Raw genomic sequence first — 17,191 nt, 5'->3', positions numbered from 1 at the left:
CCGGGTCGGCGGTCTGCCCGTCGGACCATCCGGGACACCTCGGCGGGGACGCGCGCGTCGCGTCCCCGCCGCCGGCCGGGCGGGGTCACCCACACCTTTACACCCTGCGGTACGGTGCCGGACACACCGACACCCCGGAGGTGGAGCCGTGCCTGCCGTCGTCGCCCTCTTGTTGACCCTGGCCCTCGCGCCCGCGCCGTCCCCGTCGACCACCTCGGACCCGGTGGGGGACCTCCTCGGTGGCGTCGGCCGCATCGTCGACGGCCTGCTCGGCGACGGCAAAACGCCGAGCGCGACGCCGTTCGCCACCCCGGCGGCCACGCCCGGGTCGACGGCCGACCGCCCCACCCCGGCGGGGCCCGGCGCGACCCCTGCGCCCGCCGGGTCGTCGGTCGCTGTCCGACCACCGGCGGGCCCCGCCGCCCCCGCCGACCCCGCAGCCCCTGCCGGCCCCGCTACCGGCACGGGCACCCGCGAGGCCACCCTGCCCCCGCGCGACGGCGCCGACACCACCGCCTCGGCTGCCTCGCCGGTACTCGCCAGCCCCGCTCGCGACGGTTGGCCCCTCGCGTACTCCCTGCTGGTCGCCGCAGCCCTCGCGGTGCTGGCACTGCTGTTCCTGCGCCGCCGCCGGGCGGTCGCCGCGCCCGCGCTGTCTCGCGGCCCTGAGCTGTCTCACGGCCCTGAGCTGTCTCGCGGCCCTGAGCTGTCTCGCGGCACCGCGCTGACCCTCGACCCTGAGCCGGGTTTCGACCCTGAGCCGGGTTTCGACCCTGAGCCGGGTTTCGACCCTGAGCCGGGTCTCGACGCCGCGCCGGACAATGTCCGGCGGCTGCCGACCAGCCTCAACGACATCTACGAACTGGGTCGGCTGGACGAGCGACTCGAACAGGAGCGTCGCCGCACCTGAGGCACGGCCTCCGGTCGTCGGGATCAGGGCGCCGAGTACGCGCCCTCGCGCCGTGGGATGTCGTCGTCGTACGCCCCGACCGGCCCGCTGTAGCGGACCGTGCCCTTCGGGTACGGCCAGGCGTTCGCCGTGCAGCCGTGCAGGCCCAACGTCTGCTGCTGCATCACCGGCGCCGGCCGGCCCCGCCCGGGGCACCGCTCGTGACCGAACCCGAGTTTGTGCCCCACCTCGTGGTTGACCATGTACTCCCGGTAGGTGGTCAGGCTCGCGCCGTAGCCCGGCACCGCCTTGACCCAGCGCGCCACGTTGAGCACCACCCGGGCACCGTTGCGGCACGAGGTGTAGGCGTCCGGCACGTCCTGGCAGAGCGTGTCACGGGTGCCGGGGGTCGCCAGGTAGATGGTGAAGTCGGTCGGGTCACCGGCACCCACCCGGCGCAGCCGCCACGCCCCGCCGGCCGTCCACCCGCGGGGGTCGTTCAACGTCGTGGAGATCGCCGTGGCGATGTCGCCCACCGGCAGGCCCCGGATGTCGCGTTCCACGGTCACCCGGTAGCGCAGCAACCGACCGCCGGTCCCGTGTGCGGGTGCGGCCTCGGCGGACGCCGTCGACCAGCGGTTGCTGCCGGAGGCGGGGTACGCGACCGGGACGGCGGGCGCGGACGTGGGCGGGACACCGGCGACTCCGGTCGGCCGGCCCGCGGCGGTGGTCGGCGCCGGCCCGCCGGGCGGTGGTGCGGCGGCGACGGGGTCGGCGTCGGCCGGCCCCGTGGCTGTCGGACCACACCCGGTGAGCAGCGCCACCACCAGCAGTGACGCCCCCGAGGCGGTACGCCATCGGCGGGTAACCTTCGTCGACATGTCTCTCCCCTCGCGTGCCGATCGGCGGCAGCGGAGGAGAAGACGGGTGACCGCGGCGAAAGGTTGAAGTGATTTTGGCTCAACCTTTTTCCGGTCTCGCCCGTCCCTAGCGGTGGTGGCACGGGGGAGGGTTCACGGTGGCGCGGGGTGACGCGGAGTTCGTCGAGTTCGCGAGAGCGGCGTCGGCGCGACTCGTGCATGCCGCGTTCCTGATGACCGGTGACCACCACCAGGCCGAGGACGCCGCGCAGACCGCCCTGGTCCGCACCTACGCGTCCTGGTCGCGGGTCCACGACGACGATGCCTACGGGTACGCCCGCCGCACCCTGGTCAACCACCTGGTCGACGGGTGGCGGCGACCGATGCGGGAGTATCCGACCGACGAGGTGCCGGAACAGCGGCGCGACGACGTGGCCGACGAGGTGGCCACCCGACGGTGGTTGATCACCATCCTGGGCGCGCTCAGCCCTCGTGAGCGGGCCATCGTCGTGTTGCGCTACTACTTCGACCTTCCGGAGGCGCAGGTGGCCCGGGAACTCGCCGTGTCCGTGGGCACGGTCAAGAGCACCAGCTCGCGAGCTTTGGAGAAGCTGCGCACCGCCGCGCCGCGGACGGCCGACAGGGAGGCGCGCCGATGAGCGAGTGGGAACGGCTCCGCGACGCCATGCGGGCGACCGAGCGCCCCGACACCATGCTCGACCTGACCCTGGTGATGCGCGAGGGACGTCGGCTGCGTACCCGTCGGCGGGTTGCCGGGGCGGGAGCGGCTACGCTCGCGGCCGGCGTCGCCGCCGTCGTCGTGGTGGGGGTCGTCGCCGGGCCGGGCGATCCGCCCGCCCCCGAGCGCCCACCGCCGGTCGCCGTCGGGTCGCCGTCGGCCGGTGTCTCGATGGTGCCGGAAGCGATGAAGCCCACGCCACCGCCGACGAAGCTCCGCGACGTCCCGGCCCCGAAGCCCCTGGGCCAGCTGATCGACAGCGGGGTGCGGCACGGCTCCGACCGCCGGGTCTACTACATGATCGGGCTGTCGGTGCCCGGCGAGCCGGGGGTGACCATCGGGTTGGCCGCCGGTCGCCAGGATCCGGACGGCCTGCTGACCACGGACCTCCTGGTCAACGACGTCGAAGGGTCCGACCGCAGCGCCGGGTTCCACGAGATCGGCTACGACGAGAGTTTGTCAAACGAACCGGTGCCCACCTTCGGCTACTTCGTCGGCCCCGCCGTCCGGATCATCGGCACCGTGGACGGTCGGCAGGTCGATGCCCGGTTGGCCCGGTGGAGTCTCGACAAGCAGGTGGTGATCTTCTGGTTCGAGCCGGCCACGCTGACCCCGGGGGAACGGCTCGACGGCATCATCGCCCGCGACGCCGAAGGCCGCCGACTCTGACGCGCAGGCCCGATCACGCAGGGCCGGATCGGGCCGGGCTGGCTCAGGTCGGGTCGACCGGGTCGGGCTGGCTCAGGCCGGATCGTCCAACCGGCGCTCGATGGTCACCGTCGTCCCCTCGGCGGTGGAGACCAGCCGCACGTCGCCGTAGGCGTTCATCAGCAACGCGCCGCGCCCGCGATCCATCGCCGGGCGGCGGTCCCGCCAGGTGCCGAAGTCGCGCACCGAGACCCGGATCAGCCCGCCGCCCACCTGGAGCCGAACCCGCACCTCCGGACGGGTGGGCCGCTGCGCGTGCTCGACCGCGTTGTTCATCGCCTCGGACGCGGCGAGCAGAAGATCCTCCACCACGTCCGGGTCGACGTCGAGGTCGCCGAGCGTCAGCCGGACGTCCCGACGCATGGCCGCCGCCGAGGTGGGTGTGGACGGGTAGGTCCACCCGGCGTCCAGGATGTCGCCCAGCCCGCTCAGGTGGGTCGGGACCTGCGCCAGGACCGGCGCGTCCCGCCCGCCTGCGACCGTCCGGGGTGGTGCGACGGCGTTGCGGGGATCGGGCCGCGCCGGCGCCGCCTCGACCGCCGAAGGTGGGGTGCCGGCGACGGCCGAGTGGCGGCGGGCCCGCCGGATGCCGGCCCGGACCCGGGCGATCAGCTCGGCCGCGGCGAACGGCTTCACCAGGTAGTCGTCGGCACCCAGGGTGAGGCCCTCCACGCTGGCCTGACCGCCGGCACGGGCGGAGAGCACCAGCACCGGCAGGGACCGGGTCGCCGGGTCGGCACGGAGCCGGCGGACCAGGTCGAAGCCGTCCAGCACCGGCATCATCACGTCGGTGAGGACCAGGTCCGGACGGTCGCGGTGGACCTCGTCGAGGGCCTGCCGGCCGTCGGTGACGGCCCGGACCCGCCAGCCCTGCCCGGTGAGCAGCCGGCTGAGGTACGCCCGCATGTCGGCGTTGTCGTCGGCGATGAGGATCCGTGCCCCGGCCAACTCGTCCACGGCCGGACCGGAGGCGTCGCCGGGCCCGGTCTGGTCGCCGCCCGGCTCGGTGAGCCAGCCCATCGCCTCCTGGGCGGTGGCACGGGCCGCGTCGCCGCGTCCGACCGGCGACGGCTCGCTCACCGCCGCGCGGCGAGCCGCCGACCAGGGCAGCGCCACGGTGAACGTACTGCCGACACCCACCCGGCTCGCCACCCGCACCTCGCCACCCTCCAGCCGGGCCAACTCGTACGCCAGGGCCAGGCCGATGCCCGTGCCCTCGTGGCTGCGGGAACGGGCACCCCGGACCCGGTGGAAGCGTTCGAAGAGTTTCGGCAGGTCCGGTTCGGCGATGCCGATGCCGGTGTCCGCGACGGTGAGGCGGACCTCCTCGTCGTCGGCTTCCAGGGCGACCCGGATGCGGCCGATGAACGTGTACTTCAGGGCGTTGGACAGCAGGTTCGTGACGATGCGTTCCCAGTTGACCGGGTCGACCGAGACCGGGCGGGGCAGCGGCGGGCAGACCACTTCGAGAGTCAGCCCGGCCCGCTCGACGGCGGCCCGGAACACGCCGGCCAGCTCGGCGGTGAGCGCCGCCAGGTCGACCACGCGGGCGTCGCTGCGGGCCCGTCCGGCCTCCAGGCTGGAGAAGGTGAGCAGGCTGTTGACCAGGGTCAACAGTCGGGTGGCGTTCCGCCAGGACGTCTCCACCCGCTCCCGCTGCACCGCCGCCAGCGGTGCGCTGGTGTCGGCGAGGGCGTCGGTGAGTGGGCCGAGGATGAGGGTCAGCGGGGTACGGAACTCGTGGCTGACGTTGGCGAAGAAGTCGGTCTTCACCCGGTCCAGTTCGGCGAGCGCCTCGACCCGACGCCGCTCCTGCTCGTACTCCTGTGCGTTGCGCAACGCCACGGAGATCTGCTGGGCCAGGAGTTGGTAGAAGGACCGGTACGCCTCGTCGAGCCCTCGGCTGGGGCTGACCCCGGCGAGCAGGACACCGAGCGGCTGATCCTCACCGCCCGAGGGCAGCGGCAGCGCCAACGCCGTGCGGACCGGGTCGCCCCACGGGCCGCCGGGCAGTGGCAGCCGGTCGGCGACGTCGGGCACCGCTGTCGCGCGGCCCTGCGCGGCGTCCGTCAGCCCCCACGCGCCCGCGACCGGGTCGGGGTCGGGGTCGGTCAGCTCGACGGTGTCCGGCAGTGCCCCCGCGTACCCCTGGTCGCCGCCCGTGCAGGCGACTCGCCGCAGCAGCGTGCCGTCGCGCAGGTAGATGGCGGTGAACGGCACGTCCAGCGGTTGGCTCTCGATCACCTCGGCCAGCCGGGCGCCGGTGGCGTGCACCTCGACGGTGCGCCCGTCGCCGAGAACGGACAGGTCACGCAGTAGCCGCAGCCGGCGTTCGCCGACCACCTGCTCGGTGACCTCGCTGCACACGGTGAGCACGCCGACGGTGCGGCCGTCGTCGTCGCGGACCGGGGCGTGCGAGACGCTGAAGTACGCCTCCTCGCGGTAGCCGGCCCGTTCCAGCAGCAGCCGCAGGGCGGGGACCCAACTGGCCACCCCGGTCGCCGTGGCCTGCTCGATGAGTGGGGCGAGGACGTCCCAGCCCTCGGCCAGGGTGACCCGTACGTCGTCGCCGAGCGCGGCCGGGTGCTTGTCGCCGATCAGCGCGGAGTACGCGTCGTTGTAGAGCTGGGAGAGGCTCTCTCCCCAGAGCAGCAGCATCGGGTACCGGGACGAGAGCACCATCCGGACCGCGGCGCGCAGGCTCTGCGGCCAGCCGGTCACCGGGCCGAGTGGGGTGCGTGCCCAGTCCAGCTCTGCCATCAACCGGCCGGTGTCACCGCCACCGGTGAACAGGTCGCTGCGGGGTCCCGTCACGCTCGACCCGACCCCATCGCAAGCCCCCGTTCCGGGCCCCACGACCCCTGCTGGCGTTACCTACCCATCCTGACACCTCTACTCACCTGTGCCGACGCCGGTACCTATCGTCGAAGCGGTGGCGGTTCGAAACGAACGACCGATGCTCGTGACATAGACATCTGTAAGTCTCACGGGTATCTCTCCAACCCCGAGGAGCCCCCATGAGAGGCAGAACGCTGAGCGCGGGTGTCGCGCTCGCCGTGTTCGCCGGGATGACGGTGACGCTGGCCGCCCAGCCGGTGACCGCGTCGCCCACCACCGCGACAGTGGCCCGGCCGATCGCCGCGCCCGCCGCCGCCCTGGCCGCACCGGACATCTCCGTCAGCAACGTCCAGGCCCACCTGACTCAGTTCAACGCCATCGCCAGCAGCAACGGCGGCAACCGACGGGCCGGCTCGGCCGGCTACACCGCCTCGCTCAGCTACGTCAAGACCAGGCTCCAGTCGGCCGGCTACACCGTCAGCGAGCAGTACTGCTCCAGCTGCACATACCCCTCGAACAACCTGATCGCGGAGTGGCCGGGCGGTCCGGCCGACCAGGTCGTCATGTTCGGCGCGCACCTGGACGGCGTCTCGGCCGGTCCGGGCATCAACGACAACGGCACCGGCTCGGCGACCCTGTTGGAGAACGCACTGGTCCTGGCCACGCAGAACCCGACGATGACGAAGCGGGTCCGGTTCGCCTGGTGGACCGACGAGGAGCAAGGGCTCAACGGCTCCCGGTTCTACGTCAACTCGCTCAGCAGCACCCAGCGCGGCTACGTCAAGGGCTACTACAACTTCGACATGGTCGGCTCGACAAACGGCGGCTACTTCATCAACCGGGTCAGCTCGACCACGGCGGCGCCACTGAAGGCGTACTGGGACTCGTTGGGCCTGTCGCCGGAGGAGAACGTCGAGGGTCAGGGCCGCTCCGACGACTACTACTTCCAGCAGGCCGGCATCCCCACCTCGGGCTACGCGGCGGGCGCCAGCGCCCGCAAGACCAGCTCCCAGGCGGCCAAGTGGGGCGGCACCGCCAACTCCGCGTACGACCCGTGCTACCACCGGGCCTGCGACACCACCGCGAACGTCAGCGCCACCGTGTTGAACCGGGCGGCCGACGGTGTCGCGTACGCGCTGTGGCAACTCGCCGTCAGTGGGGGTACCCCGAGCTGCACCGGCGGTCAGGTGGTCGGCAACGGCGGCTTCGAGAGCGGCGGTACGCCGTGGACCGCGTCCTCCGGTGTGATCACCAACGCCAGCGGCCAGCCGGCCCGGACCGGGTCGTACAAGGCGTGGCTCAGCGGCAACGGCAGCACCAGCACCGAGAGCCTGTACCAGTCGGTGACCCTGCCGGCCGGCTGCGCCAGCTACACGCTGTCGTTCTGGCTGCACATCGACACGGCCGAGACCACCGGGTCCAGGGTGTACGACCGGCTCACCGTGCAGGTGGGTTCGACCACGCTTGCCACGTACTCGAATCTCAACGCCGCCGCCGGCTACGTCCAGCGCACCTTCAGCGTCGCCGGGTTCGCCGGGCAGACGGTGACGCTGCGGTTCACCGGCACCGAGGACTCGTCGTTGCAGACCAGCTTCGTCATCGACGACGTGACGTTGCAGGCGAGCTGAGGGACGTCGGGTGGAGGTGGGCGGCGAGCGTCCCCTCCACCCGACATCTAGTCACACCCGTCCATCTCTGGTAGAAATCCGTCAAGGCCGGCCCCTGATTCGCAAAATTTCACCCCTCATGCGAACGGGAGTGCCATGTCATCCACCCGACCCACCCTGCGCCGCCGCGTGCTCACGCTGCTCGTGGCCACCCTCGCCACGGTCGGCGCCGCGCTGGGCCTGGCCGCCCCGGCCTTCGCCATCAGCCACTCCAGCGCCACCTCGCAGCTGCGCGCCGCCGGCATCTCCTGGACCTCCAGCGGCAACTGTAGCGACCGCAACGTGCCCACCTGCACCTCGTTCGACGGGGTGCGGCAGGCCACCATCGACGGCATCATCACCTTCAAGCGGGCCAGCGGCTGCGCGGTCACCGTCACCGCCGGCACCGAGGTCGGGCACGCCGGGGGCACGTACAGCCACTGGAACGGCTACAAGCTCGACATCGCGTTGAGCACCTGCATCCAGAACTACATCTCGGCGAACTACACCTACGTCGGCTACATCTCCGGCTTCGGCTACCAGTACCGCGCTCCCTCCGGCAACCTCTACACCAAGGAGGGCAGCCACTGGGACATCCTCTTCTACAGCTGTGGTGGCTGCTGAGCGACGTGCGTCGAGCCGGGTACGCGGGGACGAAGGCCGCCCGCGTACCCGGGGGACGGGCCGCCGCCGCGGGAGTTGGCGGCGGCCCGGTCGCGGCCGTGGTGTCGCGGGTCAGGGGAGCTGCGGGTAGAGCGCGGCGACACCGCCGGCCAGCCCGGCCTGCACCTGCCGGCTGAGGTCGTCGGCGACGATCTCGTACGCGTCCGCCTCGATGCCGTCGACGCCGATCCGGGCGATCGCCGCCGGGTCGGACTTCGGGCCGGTGACGTCGGCGGCCATGTCGGTGTCCAGGTAGCCGACGTGCAGGCCGGCCACCCGGACGCCCCGCTCGGCGAGCTGGACGCGCAGGGTGTTGGTCATCGACCACTCGGCGGCCTTCGCCGCGCCGTAGGCCCCGTGGATCGGGGCGCCGAACCAGGACAGCACGGAGAGCACGTTGAGGATCGTCCCGCCGCCGTTGCCGGCGAGGACCGGCGCGAACGCCCGGACCATCGACAGCGTGCCGAGGTAGTGGGTCTCCAACTCCAGCCGGAGCAGGTCCAGGTCGCCGTCGAGCAGGTCGGCGCGGGTGTCGATGCCGGCGTTGTTGATCAGGAGCTTGACGTCGCCGGCCAGTGTGGCGGCGGCGGCCACCGAGGCGGGGTCGGTGATGTCGAGGCGTACCGGCGTCACGCCGGGCAGGTCGACGGTGTCCGGGTTGCGGGCCCCGGCGTAGACGGTGGCGCCACGGGCGAGGAGTTCGGCGGCCAGGTGCCGGCCGAAGCCGCGGTTGGCGCCGGTGACGAGGGCGGTGCTGCCTGCGATCTTCATGGCGGCGACGCTATCCCACCTGACTTCTGTTTACCAAAGTCAGATATCTCACCAGGGTGGCCCGTCCCGATCGGGAATACGACGGGATGCGGTCACCACGCGGCGGGTGACGACTCGTATCCTTTCCGCGAACCTCCGTACGAGCCGAGATGGGAGACGGTGTGAGCAACCAGGCCGAAACGTTGGAATTCCAGGCCGAGGCGCGTCAGCTCCTCCAGTTGGTGGTCCACTCGATCTATTCGAACAAGGACGTCTTCCTACGGGAGCTCATCTCGAACGCGTCCGACGCCCTGGACAAGCTCCGGCTGGCCACGCTTGTCGACAAGGACCTCGTCGCCGACACTGACGACCTGCACGTCGCCCTTGAGGTCGACCGGGACGCCCGCACCCTCACCGTGCGGGACAACGGCATCGGGATGACCCGCGACGAGGTGGTCGCGCTGATCGGCACCATCGCCAAGTCCGGCACCGCCGAGTTGCTGCGTCAGCTACGCGAATCCGCCGACGCCCACGCCAAGCAGGACCTGATCGGCCAGTTCGGCGTCGGCTTCTACGCCGCGTTCATGGTCGCCGACCGGGTCACCCTGCTGACCCGCAAGGCCGGCGAGACCGGCGGCACCCGCTGGGAGTCCACCGGCGAGGGCACGTACTCGATCGAGGCCGTCGACGAGGCGCCGCAGGGCACCACTGTGACGCTGCACCTCAAGCCGGTCGACACCGAGGACAACCTGCACGACTACACCGCCGAGTGGACCATCCGCGAGATCGTCAAGCGCTACTCCGACTTCATCGCCTGGCCGATCCGGATGACCGTCGAGCGCCCCGGCACCGACGGCGAGGCCGCCACCAGCGAGGTGCAGACGCTTAACTCGATGAAGGCGCTCTGGGCGCGGCCGCGCGACGAGGTCGACGCGGCCGAGTACAACGAGTTCTACAAGCACGTCAGCCACGACTGGGCCGACCCGCTCGAGGTCGTGCACATGAAGGGCGAGGGCACCTTCGAGTACGAGGCGCTGCTGTTCCTGCCCAGCCACGCCCCACTGGACCTGTTCTCCCCGCAGGGACGCCGCGGTGTGCAGCTCTACGTCAAGCGCGTGTTCATCATGGACGACTGCGAGGCGCTCGTCCCGCCCTACCTGCGCTTCGTCAAGGGCGTGGTCGACGCGCACGACCTGTCGCTGAACATCTCCCGGGAGATCCTCCAGCAGGACCGGCAGATTCAGATCGTCCGCCGCCGTCTGGTCAAGAAGGTCCTCGCCACCGTCAAGGACCTGAAGGCCAACCACGCCGAGCGCTACCGCACCTTCTGGACCGAGTTCGGCGCGGTGGTCAAGGAGGGGCTGATCGACGACACGGACAACCGGGACACGCTCCTGGACATCCTGTCGGTGGCCTCCACCAACGACCCCGCCGAGCCCACCGACCTGGCCGGCTACGTGTCGCGGATGAAGGACGGCCAGAGCGACATCTGGTACGCCACCGGCGAGTCCCGGGCCGCCATCGAGAACTCCCCGCACCTGGAGGCGTTCCGGGCCAAGGGCCACGAGGTGCTGCTGCTCACCGACCAGGTCGACGAGGTGTGGGTCGAGCGGGTCGGCACGTACGACGGTCGCCCGCTGCGCTCGATCGCCAAGGGCGAGATCGACCTGGACACCGACGAGGAGAAGCAGCAGGCCGAGGCCGAGCGCGAGCAGCAGCGCCAGGAGTTCGCCGCGCTGCTCGACTGGCTGGGCACCGCCCTGACCGACAGCGTCCGGGAGGTCCGGCTGTCGTCCCGGCTGACCACCTCACCGGCCTGCGTCGTCGGCGACGCCCAGGACCTCACCCCGACCCTGGAGAAGATGTACCGGGCGATGGGGCACGAGATCCCCGCGACCAAGCGGATCCTGGAGATCAACCCGGGTCACCCGCTCGTCTCCGGGCTGCGCAAGGCCCACGAGCAGGGCAGCGACCCCGCGGCCCTGACCGAGACCGCCGAGCTGCTCTACGGCCTGGCGGTGCTCGCCGAGGGTGGCGAGCTGACCGACCCGGCCCGCTTCACCCGGACGCTCGCCGACCGCCTGGCCCGCACCCTGTAAGCCGTCCACCAGGTCGCCTCGTCGATCATGGAGTTGTGGTGGGTGACAAAACGCCCGTCACAGTGCCCAACAGGCACCACAACTCCATGATCGACGAGGCTGGTGCCCCTCGCCTGGTAACGTCGGCGACGTCAAGGTCCGCACCCTCCCGGGCAGCGGGAGGCGCAAGATCTCTGCTTTCGTGCTGGGAGTCTTGCCATGCTTGCAGACAATCGACCGACGAATCCACCGCACGCCCGTCTGCGCCTGTTGACTGCGGTCAAAGCCCGCAAGGACGCAGGCAGCAGCCCCACCGGGATCGTCGGACGGAGCCTGGCTCGGCAACTGCTGGCCGCCGGCGACAGGGTGCGGGTTCTCGCCGAGCCCGGCCAGGCCGATGACTGGCCCGACGGGGTCGAGGTCGTCGAGGGATCCATCACCCGCCCGCTTGAGTACGCCGGGGTCTTCGACGGTGTCCACGGCGTCTTCCTCGCCGGAGCCGTTCCGACGACGGCATGGGATGCCCTGGCGGCCGCCCGGGATGCCGGTGTACGACGCGTCGTCGTGCTGTCCTCGCACGGGCCGGAGTACGAAGAGAGCCATCCGCCGGAGACGTGGTTCTGGTTGGCCATCGAGCGGGCCGCCGAGTGCTCGGGGCCGGCTGACGGTCACCGATCCCGGCGGCAGACTGGTGGGGGAGACGACCACCGCCGGTGACGCGGAGCTGCTGGTCACGGCCGCTCCGACGAGCGGATGGGGCACGGTCTACTCGCGTACCGGAGACTGGTTTCCGGGTCTGTGCCTGGCCCTGTTGCTTGTCGCCGTCGCCGGGGTGCGGCGGCAGGTGTGTTCCGTGATGTCGAAATCTTCCACCTGATGGATGGAGCGCGGTCATGCCGGTCGACACTGTGATCTTCAGCGGGGAGGGCTCGCACGCCGATGCCTGGCACGCGTTCGCCGAGACGAGCGCGGCGATCGCCAACCTCGTCGGCGAGGCGGGCCAGGTGGCGATCGTGACCGCCGTCGACCACCTCGCGGCCGCACTCGACGGTGCCCGCCTGCTGGTGGTGAACGCCAGCGCCGACCGCACGGCCCCGATCGCGGAGGACCAGGAGTTCGGCCGCGTCCTGGACGACTTCCTGGCCGGTGGTGGCGGCCTGCTCGCCCTGCACAGCGCGACCATCGCGTTTCCCCAGCTCGCGACGTGGCGGTCCACGGTCGGTGCCGCCTGGGAGCGTGGCCGGACCTTCCACCCGCCGATCGGGACGGCCCTCATCCGGCGCACCGACGTCGCGCATCCGATCACCGCCGGTCTGCTGGACTTCGAGGTGTACGACGAGCGCTACACCGACCTGGAGCTGCTCGACGGCGTGGACGTCGAGACTCTCTACGTCCACGACGAGGGCGGCGCCACTCACCCACTCGTCTGGGCGCGCACGGCCGGCAGCGGCCGGGTCGTCTACGACGCGCTCGGTCACGACACCCGGTCGTACGAGTCGCCGGGGCACGTGGAGCTCCTGCGGCGCATCCTGGCGTGGCTCCGCCACGAGTGCTGACCGGCGTGGCTCCGCCACGAGTGCTGACCGGCGTGGCTCCGCCACGAGTGCCGACCGGCGTGGCGTCGTTTCCACGGCCGAACGCTCGGCCGGGTCACCGGCCGAGCGTTCGCGCGCGTGGTGCGGATCAGCCCAAGCGGTCGTACCCGGTGAATGCCGTCACGCCGCGGAGGCGGACGCCTTCGGGCCTCGCTGCGACGCGACCGGGCCGGCGTTCCAGCCCCAGCGGGGAGCCGGTGCGGTGCTGCTCTCCCCGGGCCAGCCCGTGCGGCCGTCGTCGCCGTCGATGGTCATCTCGACCGAGTCGGGAGTGCTGCGGGCCAGCCGCAGCGACTGCTCGGCGCCGTTGCGGGCCGCGCACGGCCAGGACTGCCCGGCGCACTGGAGGTTGCGGCAGTGACCCTCGTCGTCCGGCTCGTGGGCACTGAGCACGTCGATCGCCAGCTGCCACAGCAGAGGGTCGGTCACGTCGTGCGGGCGCTCGACGTGGCGGCTCGGTCGGTTGCTGGTGTCGTCGTCGGACATTCTGGGTCCCCCCTTGTCAGGCTGTACCCCACAAGGGTCACCCGTCAGCCGCGGGTTAAACCGCCGACCTGCTGTGATGTGTCTCCGGTCGCAGCGGTCGCCGGGACACGGCACGCAGATCGGTCAATCCGGCAGCAGCGGCATCTCCACGCCGGGCTCCCGGCCGAGCAGCACCGCGCGGGGGAGCGCCGCCGATCCGAACCGGTCACGGACCGCATCCACCGCCGCATCCAACTCCGCACCGGGGTCATTGTGGAACGGCAGCTCCGGCTGCACCGGATTGTCGTCCAGGTTGCCCACCGAGACGCCGATCAGTGTCACACCACGGCGATCGATCTCGGGCAGTGCGGCCCGTAGCAGCGTTCGCGCGGCAGCCAGCAGCGGCGTCGTGTCGGCCGTTGCCTTGCCGACGGTGTGCGAGCGGGTCGCCCGGGTGTAGTCGCCGAAACGTAGCCGCACCATCACCGTGCGTCCGGCCCGCCCGGCCGCCCGCATCCGCCGGCTGACCCGGTCGACCAGACCGGTGAGGATCGCGTCCAACTCCGCCGGGGCATGCGGGGTACGGCTCAGCGCGTGCTGCGCGCCCATCGAACCGCGACGGCGGCCAACCTGCACCGAGCGCGGATCGTGATTGTGGGCCAGAGCGTGCAGGTGCCGCCCGGCGCCCGAGCCGAGCAGCGACACCAGCGCGGCCTCGCCGAGCCGAGCGACCTCCCCGACGGTACGGATCCGATGCTCCCGCAACCTCGCGGAGGTGACCGGGCCGACGCCCCACAGTCGCTCGACCGGCAGCGGGTGCAGGAACGCCAGTTCGGCGTCCGGTGCGACGACCAGCAGCCCGTCCGGCTTCGCCACCCCACTGGCCACCTTGGCCAGGAACTTCGTGCGGGCCACGCCCACCGTGATGGGCAGGCCGACCCGGTCCCGAACCTCCCCGCGCAGTCGCTCGGCGATCTCGGCCGGCGACCCGACCAGCCGCCACAGGCCACCCACGTCCAGGAACGCCTCGTCGATGGAGAGCCCCTCGACCAGCGGGGTGGTCTGCCGGAAGATCTCGAAGACCGCGCGGCTCGCCGCCGTGTACGCCGACATCCGTGGCGGCACCACGATCGCCTCCGGGCACAGCCGGCGCGCCTGCCGGCCGCCCATCGCACTGCGTACGCCCCGCGCCTTCGCCTCGTAGCTGGCCGCGAGGACCACCCCGCCGCCGACGATCACCGGCCGTCCGCGCAGGCGCGGGTCGTCACGCTGCTCGACCGACGCGTAGAACGCGTCCAGGTCGGCGTGCAGGATGTGGGCGCCGGGCGACACGTACACATGTTCGCATGACGCCCGGCGAGGACCGCAGTGAGCTGGGTGAACGCCGGGTCAGTCGAGGCAGAACTCGTTGCCCTCGGGGTCGGCCATGATGAGGTGACCGGCCCCGAGCGGGGGAGCGGGCTCGTGCCGGTCGAGCCGGGTGGCACCGTGCGAGACGAGCCGGTCGGCCTCCGCCTCCAGGGCCGCCATCCGGGCGTCACCCTCCAGCCCGGGAGCGGCTCGCACATCGAGGTGGACGCGATTCTTCACCTTCTTGGGCTCCGGCACCTTCTGGAAGAACACCCGAGGCCCCGAGCCGTCCGGGTCGACCACCGCCGACGCGTCGTTGCGGCGCTCCGGCGGCACACCCATCGCCTCCAGCGCCTGGTCCCACGACTCGAAGTCGCCGGGCGGAGCCTGCACCTGGTATCGGAGCGCCTCGGCCCAGAACGTCGCCAGCGCGCCCGGGTCGGCGCAGTCGAACGTGATCTGTATGTCGCGGGCCATGTGGGTTCCCTCTTTCCTGGTCATGGTCTGCAGCCTCTCGCGGATAGCGGACAGGGTCGTTCCGCTATCCGTGCAACGATCGGCGCATGACCGTCGAGGCGACGACCGAGCGGGTCCTTCGGTTGCTGGCGCTGTTGCAGCGGCGACCGTCCTGGACGGCCGCCGAGCTCGCCGCCGAGCTGGGGGTCACCAGCCGATGTGTGCGCCGTGACGTGCAGCGTCTGCGGGTGCTCGGCTACCCGGTGTACGCGACGTCGGGCGTCGGCGGCGGCTACCAACTCGGTGCGGGCACCCGGCTGCCGCCGCTGCTCCTCGACGACGAGGAGGCGATCGCGACCGCGATCTCCCTGCGCCTCGCGTCGGGAGGCACGGTCACCGGTGCGGCCGAGGCGGCGCTGCGGGCGCTCGCGAAGCTCGACCAGGTGATGCCGTCCCGGCTGCGCGCCGAGGTGCGGGCGGTGCACGGGTCCACGGACACCCTCGTCGGCCCGGTGGCCGCTATCGACGCGGAGTTGCTGGTGACACTCGCACGGGCCTGTCGGGACGCCGTGCGGGTCCGGTTCACCTACGCCACCCGCGACGGCGGGGAGGGTGAGCGGACGGTCGAGCCGGTCCGGATGGTCACGACCGGTCGGCGCTGGTATCTGATGGCCTGGGACGTGGACCGCGACGACTGGCGCACGTTCCGCCTGGATCGGATGGGCACGGCGGTGGCGACGACCTGGCGCTTCCGCCGGGAGCACCCGGATCCGGTCGCCTTCGTGCAGCGGTCGGTGACCGCGGCGCCGTACCGGTATCTGGCCCGGGCGCGGGTGCACGCCCCGCCCGACCGGGTGCGGTCGTTGGTGCCGCCCGAGGTGGGGCGGGTCGAGGACGACCGCGACGGGTGGTGCGTGCTGGTCGTCGGCGGGGAAAGCCTGGACTGGCTCGCCGCGCACCTCGCACGCCTGGACTACGAGGTGGAGGTGCTGGAGCCTCCGGAGCTGCGCGAGGCCGCCGGCCTGCTCGCCCGCCGCCTCGCGGCGCTGGCCGGGGCGGCGTCGGAGCGCAGCGCGTAGTGGCGTAGCGACACCGGGCTGCCGTCCGGGGCGGTCCACGGCGCGACGCTGACGCCTGTGCACCGCCATCCGGTGCGCTCGTAGAGGGCGGCGGCCGAGGCGTCGCCGCAGGTCACGTCGAGCACCAGATCGGTTCCGCGGGCGCTCGCCCACTGCCGGGCCCGGGCCAGGAGTGCGCTGCCCAACTCCAGTCCTCGGGCGGCCGGCGCCACGAAGAGACGAGTGACCTCGGCCGTCGGTCGGGCCGGCGGCCCGGTCGACGGGCCGGGCAACCGGTGCACCGAGACGTGCCCGACAATGGCGGCATCGGCGTCTTCGGCGGCGGTGGCGTCAGCCGCGACGGCGACCCAGGCGCGTGCCGGGTGTGGTTCGCGCAGCCAGTGGTGGGGGTCGGCGGGCCAGTTCAACGGGTACCCGTCGACCCGGTGGACCTCGGCGAGCGCCGCGACGCATCCGTCGAGGTCGGTGGCGCGCCGCCGGCGGATGGACGGCGGGATCACAGATCCTCGAACGGGCCCGCGTAGCGGAACTCGCCCCGGATCGAGTCACGCCAGGCATGCATCGGTCGGGCCATGAAGTACTGCGGACCCCACGGCTGCGGCGGGGTGACGCCCACCTCGACGGCGGGCCGGAAACCGAAGCGCGGGTAGTAGTCGGGGTGCCCGAGCAGCACCACGAGCGGCTCGTCACGGGCGTCGGCCGCGCCGAGCACCGCGTGCATCAACGCGCTGCCGACGCCGCGCCGCTGCCACTCGGGCAGCACGCCGAGCGGACCCAGGCCCAACGCGACAGGCGCACCGGCCACCCGGCCGCGGGTGGCCACCACGTGCCCCACCACCCGGCCGTCCGAATCGGTCGCCACCAGGGAGTACGCGGGCAGCCAGCCGTCGTCGGCGCGCAGCGCGTCGACAAGTGTCGCCTCAACGGGAGTTGCCGGGACGGGCGTTGCCGGGACCGCCGCGCCACCGCCCGTGGTCTTGGCGAAGGCGGCGGAGTGCACCGCCCGGATGGCATCGATGTCGGCGGGCGTCTCGCGTCTGATCAGCACCGCGCCACGATACGGGTACACCAGAAA

18 protein-coding genes are annotated in these 17,191 nt (G+C 72.2%); 10 read left to right on the top strand and 8 right to left on the bottom strand.

The window, feature by feature from the left end:
* The first annotated feature begins 148 nt into the window (after nucleotides 1-148).
* Nucleotides 149-910 (top strand): hypothetical protein, encoded by a 762-nt coding sequence (locus ACGFIQ_RS18960; protein WP_393245172.1) that lies wholly within the window; start codon nucleotides 149-151, stop codon nucleotides 908-910.
* A gap of 23 nt (nucleotides 911-933) precedes the next feature.
* On the opposite strand, the gene ACGFIQ_RS18955 is transcribed toward ACGFIQ_RS18960, so the two are convergent.
* The gene (locus tag ACGFIQ_RS18955) at nucleotides 934-1,770 is read right to left on the bottom strand and encodes a DUF3152 domain-containing protein (protein WP_393245170.1); all 837 of its coding nucleotides are present in this window, start codon (nucleotides 1,768-1,770) and stop codon (nucleotides 934-936) included.
* Between the two features lie 137 nt (nucleotides 1,771-1,907).
* Here ACGFIQ_RS18955 and ACGFIQ_RS18950 point away from each other — a divergent pair, with 137 nt between their 5' ends.
* Together ACGFIQ_RS18950 and ACGFIQ_RS18945 are read left to right on the top strand one after the other, a co-directional pair.
* Nucleotides 1,908-2,408, top strand: coding sequence for a SigE family RNA polymerase sigma factor (locus tag ACGFIQ_RS18950; RefSeq protein ID WP_393245168.1), 501 nt, complete (start codon nucleotides 1,908-1,910; stop codon nucleotides 2,406-2,408).
* Nucleotides 2,405-3,157, top strand: a complete 753-nt coding sequence (locus ACGFIQ_RS18945) for a hypothetical protein (RefSeq protein ID WP_393245166.1) — start codon at nucleotides 2,405-2,407, stop codon at nucleotides 3,155-3,157. Before ACGFIQ_RS18950 ends, ACGFIQ_RS18945 begins: the two co-directional genes overlap by 4 nt.
* Before the next feature lie 72 nt (nucleotides 3,158-3,229).
* Here the strand turns inward: ACGFIQ_RS18945 and ACGFIQ_RS18940 are convergent, their stop codons facing one another.
* Nucleotides 3,230-6,010 (bottom strand): ATP-binding protein, encoded by a 2,781-nt coding sequence (locus ACGFIQ_RS18940; RefSeq protein ID WP_393245164.1) that lies wholly within the window; start codon nucleotides 6,008-6,010, stop codon nucleotides 3,230-3,232.
* 203 nt (nucleotides 6,011-6,213) lie between these two features.
* On the opposite strand from ACGFIQ_RS18940, the gene ACGFIQ_RS18935 reads away from it, so the two are divergent.
* Both ACGFIQ_RS18935 and ACGFIQ_RS18930 read left to right on the top strand, forming a co-directional pair.
* A complete protein-coding gene (locus tag ACGFIQ_RS18935; protein WP_393245162.1) occupies nucleotides 6,214-7,662 on the top strand; it encodes a M28 family peptidase in 1,449 nt (482 codons plus the stop codon).
* 135 nt (nucleotides 7,663-7,797) lie between these two features.
* Complete coding sequence (locus ACGFIQ_RS18930) at nucleotides 7,798-8,304, top strand: hypothetical protein (RefSeq protein WP_393245160.1); 507 nt, start codon at nucleotides 7,798-7,800, stop codon at nucleotides 8,302-8,304.
* Between the two features lie 111 nt (nucleotides 8,305-8,415).
* Here the strand turns inward: ACGFIQ_RS18930 and ACGFIQ_RS18925 are convergent, their stop codons facing one another.
* On the bottom strand, nucleotides 8,416-9,114 hold the full coding sequence (locus tag ACGFIQ_RS18925) for an SDR family oxidoreductase (RefSeq protein ID WP_393245158.1): 699 nt from the start codon (nucleotides 9,112-9,114) through the stop codon (nucleotides 8,416-8,418).
* 149 nt (nucleotides 9,115-9,263) lie between these two features.
* Between ACGFIQ_RS18925 and htpG the strand changes: the two genes are divergently transcribed.
* From htpG to ACGFIQ_RS18905, 4 genes are all read left to right on the top strand, one after another.
* Nucleotides 9,264-11,192, top strand: a complete 1,929-nt coding sequence (gene htpG, locus ACGFIQ_RS18920; RefSeq protein WP_393245156.1) for a molecular chaperone HtpG — start codon at nucleotides 9,264-9,266, stop codon at nucleotides 11,190-11,192.
* A 198-nt stretch (nucleotides 11,193-11,390) separates the two neighbouring features.
* Complete coding sequence (locus tag ACGFIQ_RS18915) at nucleotides 11,391-11,888, top strand: SDR family oxidoreductase (RefSeq protein WP_393245154.1); 498 nt, start codon at nucleotides 11,391-11,393, stop codon at nucleotides 11,886-11,888.
* Nucleotides 11,863-12,048: a hypothetical protein gene (locus ACGFIQ_RS18910; RefSeq protein WP_393245152.1), complete on the top strand. Its 186-nt coding sequence runs from the start codon at nucleotides 11,863-11,865 to the stop codon at nucleotides 12,046-12,048. The genes ACGFIQ_RS18915 and ACGFIQ_RS18910 overlap by 26 nt, the downstream gene beginning before the upstream one ends.
* 16 nt (nucleotides 12,049-12,064) lie before the next feature.
* A complete protein-coding gene (locus tag ACGFIQ_RS18905; RefSeq protein ID WP_393245150.1) occupies nucleotides 12,065-12,727 on the top strand; it encodes a ThuA domain-containing protein in 663 nt (220 codons plus the stop codon).
* A 159-nt stretch (nucleotides 12,728-12,886) separates the two neighbouring features.
* Here ACGFIQ_RS18905 and ACGFIQ_RS18900 read toward each other — a convergent pair whose 3' ends face one another.
* From ACGFIQ_RS18900 to ACGFIQ_RS18890, 3 genes are all read right to left on the bottom strand, one after another.
* Complete coding sequence (locus tag ACGFIQ_RS18900; protein ID WP_393245148.1) at nucleotides 12,887-13,252, bottom strand: hypothetical protein; 366 nt, start codon at nucleotides 13,250-13,252, stop codon at nucleotides 12,887-12,889.
* A gap of 123 nt (nucleotides 13,253-13,375) precedes the next feature.
* Nucleotides 13,376-14,563 carry a DNA polymerase IV gene (gene dinB / locus ACGFIQ_RS18895; protein ID WP_393245146.1) on the bottom strand — a complete coding sequence of 396 codons (1,188 nt, stop codon included), beginning with the start codon at nucleotides 14,561-14,563 and terminating at the stop codon, nucleotides 13,376-13,378.
* Between the two features lie 57 nt (nucleotides 14,564-14,620).
* Nucleotides 14,621-15,058, bottom strand: a complete 438-nt coding sequence (locus tag ACGFIQ_RS18890; RefSeq protein ID WP_393245460.1) for a VOC family protein — start codon at nucleotides 15,056-15,058, stop codon at nucleotides 14,621-14,623.
* Between the two features lie 86 nt (nucleotides 15,059-15,144).
* On the opposite strand from ACGFIQ_RS18890, the gene ACGFIQ_RS18885 reads away from it, so the two are divergent.
* Nucleotides 15,145-16,116, top strand: coding sequence for a helix-turn-helix transcriptional regulator (locus tag ACGFIQ_RS18885; RefSeq protein ID WP_393245144.1), 972 nt, complete (start codon nucleotides 15,145-15,147; stop codon nucleotides 16,114-16,116).
* On the opposite strand, the gene ACGFIQ_RS18880 is transcribed toward ACGFIQ_RS18885, so the two are convergent.
* Both ACGFIQ_RS18880 and ACGFIQ_RS18875 read right to left on the bottom strand, forming a co-directional pair.
* Nucleotides 16,011-16,616 carry a GNAT family N-acetyltransferase gene (locus tag ACGFIQ_RS18880; RefSeq protein WP_393245142.1) on the bottom strand — a complete coding sequence of 202 codons (606 nt, stop codon included), beginning with the start codon at nucleotides 16,614-16,616 and terminating at the stop codon, nucleotides 16,011-16,013. The two genes, ACGFIQ_RS18885 and ACGFIQ_RS18880, sit on opposite strands and share 106 nt — an antisense overlap.
* A complete protein-coding gene (locus tag ACGFIQ_RS18875; RefSeq protein WP_393245140.1) occupies nucleotides 16,613-17,164 on the bottom strand; it encodes a GNAT family N-acetyltransferase in 552 nt (183 codons plus the stop codon). The genes ACGFIQ_RS18880 and ACGFIQ_RS18875 overlap by 4 nt, the downstream gene beginning before the upstream one ends.
* Nucleotides 17,165-17,191 lie beyond the last annotated feature (27 nt).

The sequence above is a fragment of the Micromonospora sp. NPDC048898 genome, assembly GCF_043198035.1.
In the GTDB taxonomy this organism is placed as follows: domain Bacteria; phylum Actinomycetota; class Actinomycetes; order Mycobacteriales; family Micromonosporaceae; genus Micromonospora.
Note: the sequence above shows the minus strand (reverse complement) of the source record. Positions and strands in the feature narration are given on the sequence as shown.

What these genes read in the sequence shown, in the direction of transcription:
- ACGFIQ_RS18955 (WP_393245170.1), bottom strand. Translation starts at nt 1,770, where the DNA reads ATGTCGACGAAGGTTACCCGCCGATGGCGTACCGCCTCGGGGGCGTCA.
- ACGFIQ_RS18945 (WP_393245166.1), top strand. Translation starts at nt 2,405, where the DNA reads ATGAGCGAGTGGGAACGGCTCCGCGACGCCATGCGGGCGACCGAGCGC.
- ACGFIQ_RS18935 (WP_393245162.1), top strand. Translation starts at nt 6,214, where the DNA reads ATGAGAGGCAGAACGCTGAGCGCGGGTGTCGCGCTCGCCGTGTTCGCC.
- ACGFIQ_RS18930 (WP_393245160.1), top strand. Translation starts at nt 7,798, where the DNA reads ATGTCATCCACCCGACCCACCCTGCGCCGCCGCGTGCTCACGCTGCTC.
- ACGFIQ_RS18925 (WP_393245158.1), bottom strand. Translation starts at nt 9,114, where the DNA reads ATGAAGATCGCAGGCAGCACCGCCCTCGTCACCGGCGCCAACCGCGGC.
- htpG (WP_393245156.1), top strand. Translation starts at nt 9,264, where the DNA reads ATGGGAGACGGTGTGAGCAACCAGGCCGAAACGTTGGAATTCCAGGCC.
- ACGFIQ_RS18915 (WP_393245154.1), top strand. Translation starts at nt 11,391, where the DNA reads ATGCTTGCAGACAATCGACCGACGAATCCACCGCACGCCCGTCTGCGC.
- ACGFIQ_RS18905 (WP_393245150.1), top strand. Translation starts at nt 12,065, where the DNA reads ATGCCGGTCGACACTGTGATCTTCAGCGGGGAGGGCTCGCACGCCGAT.
- ACGFIQ_RS18900 (WP_393245148.1), bottom strand. Translation starts at nt 13,252, where the DNA reads ATGTCCGACGACGACACCAGCAACCGACCGAGCCGCCACGTCGAGCGC.
- ACGFIQ_RS18890 (WP_393245460.1), bottom strand. Translation starts at nt 15,058, where the DNA reads ATGGCCCGCGACATACAGATCACGTTCGACTGCGCCGACCCGGGCGCG.
- ACGFIQ_RS18885 (WP_393245144.1), top strand. Translation starts at nt 15,145, where the DNA reads ATGACCGTCGAGGCGACGACCGAGCGGGTCCTTCGGTTGCTGGCGCTG.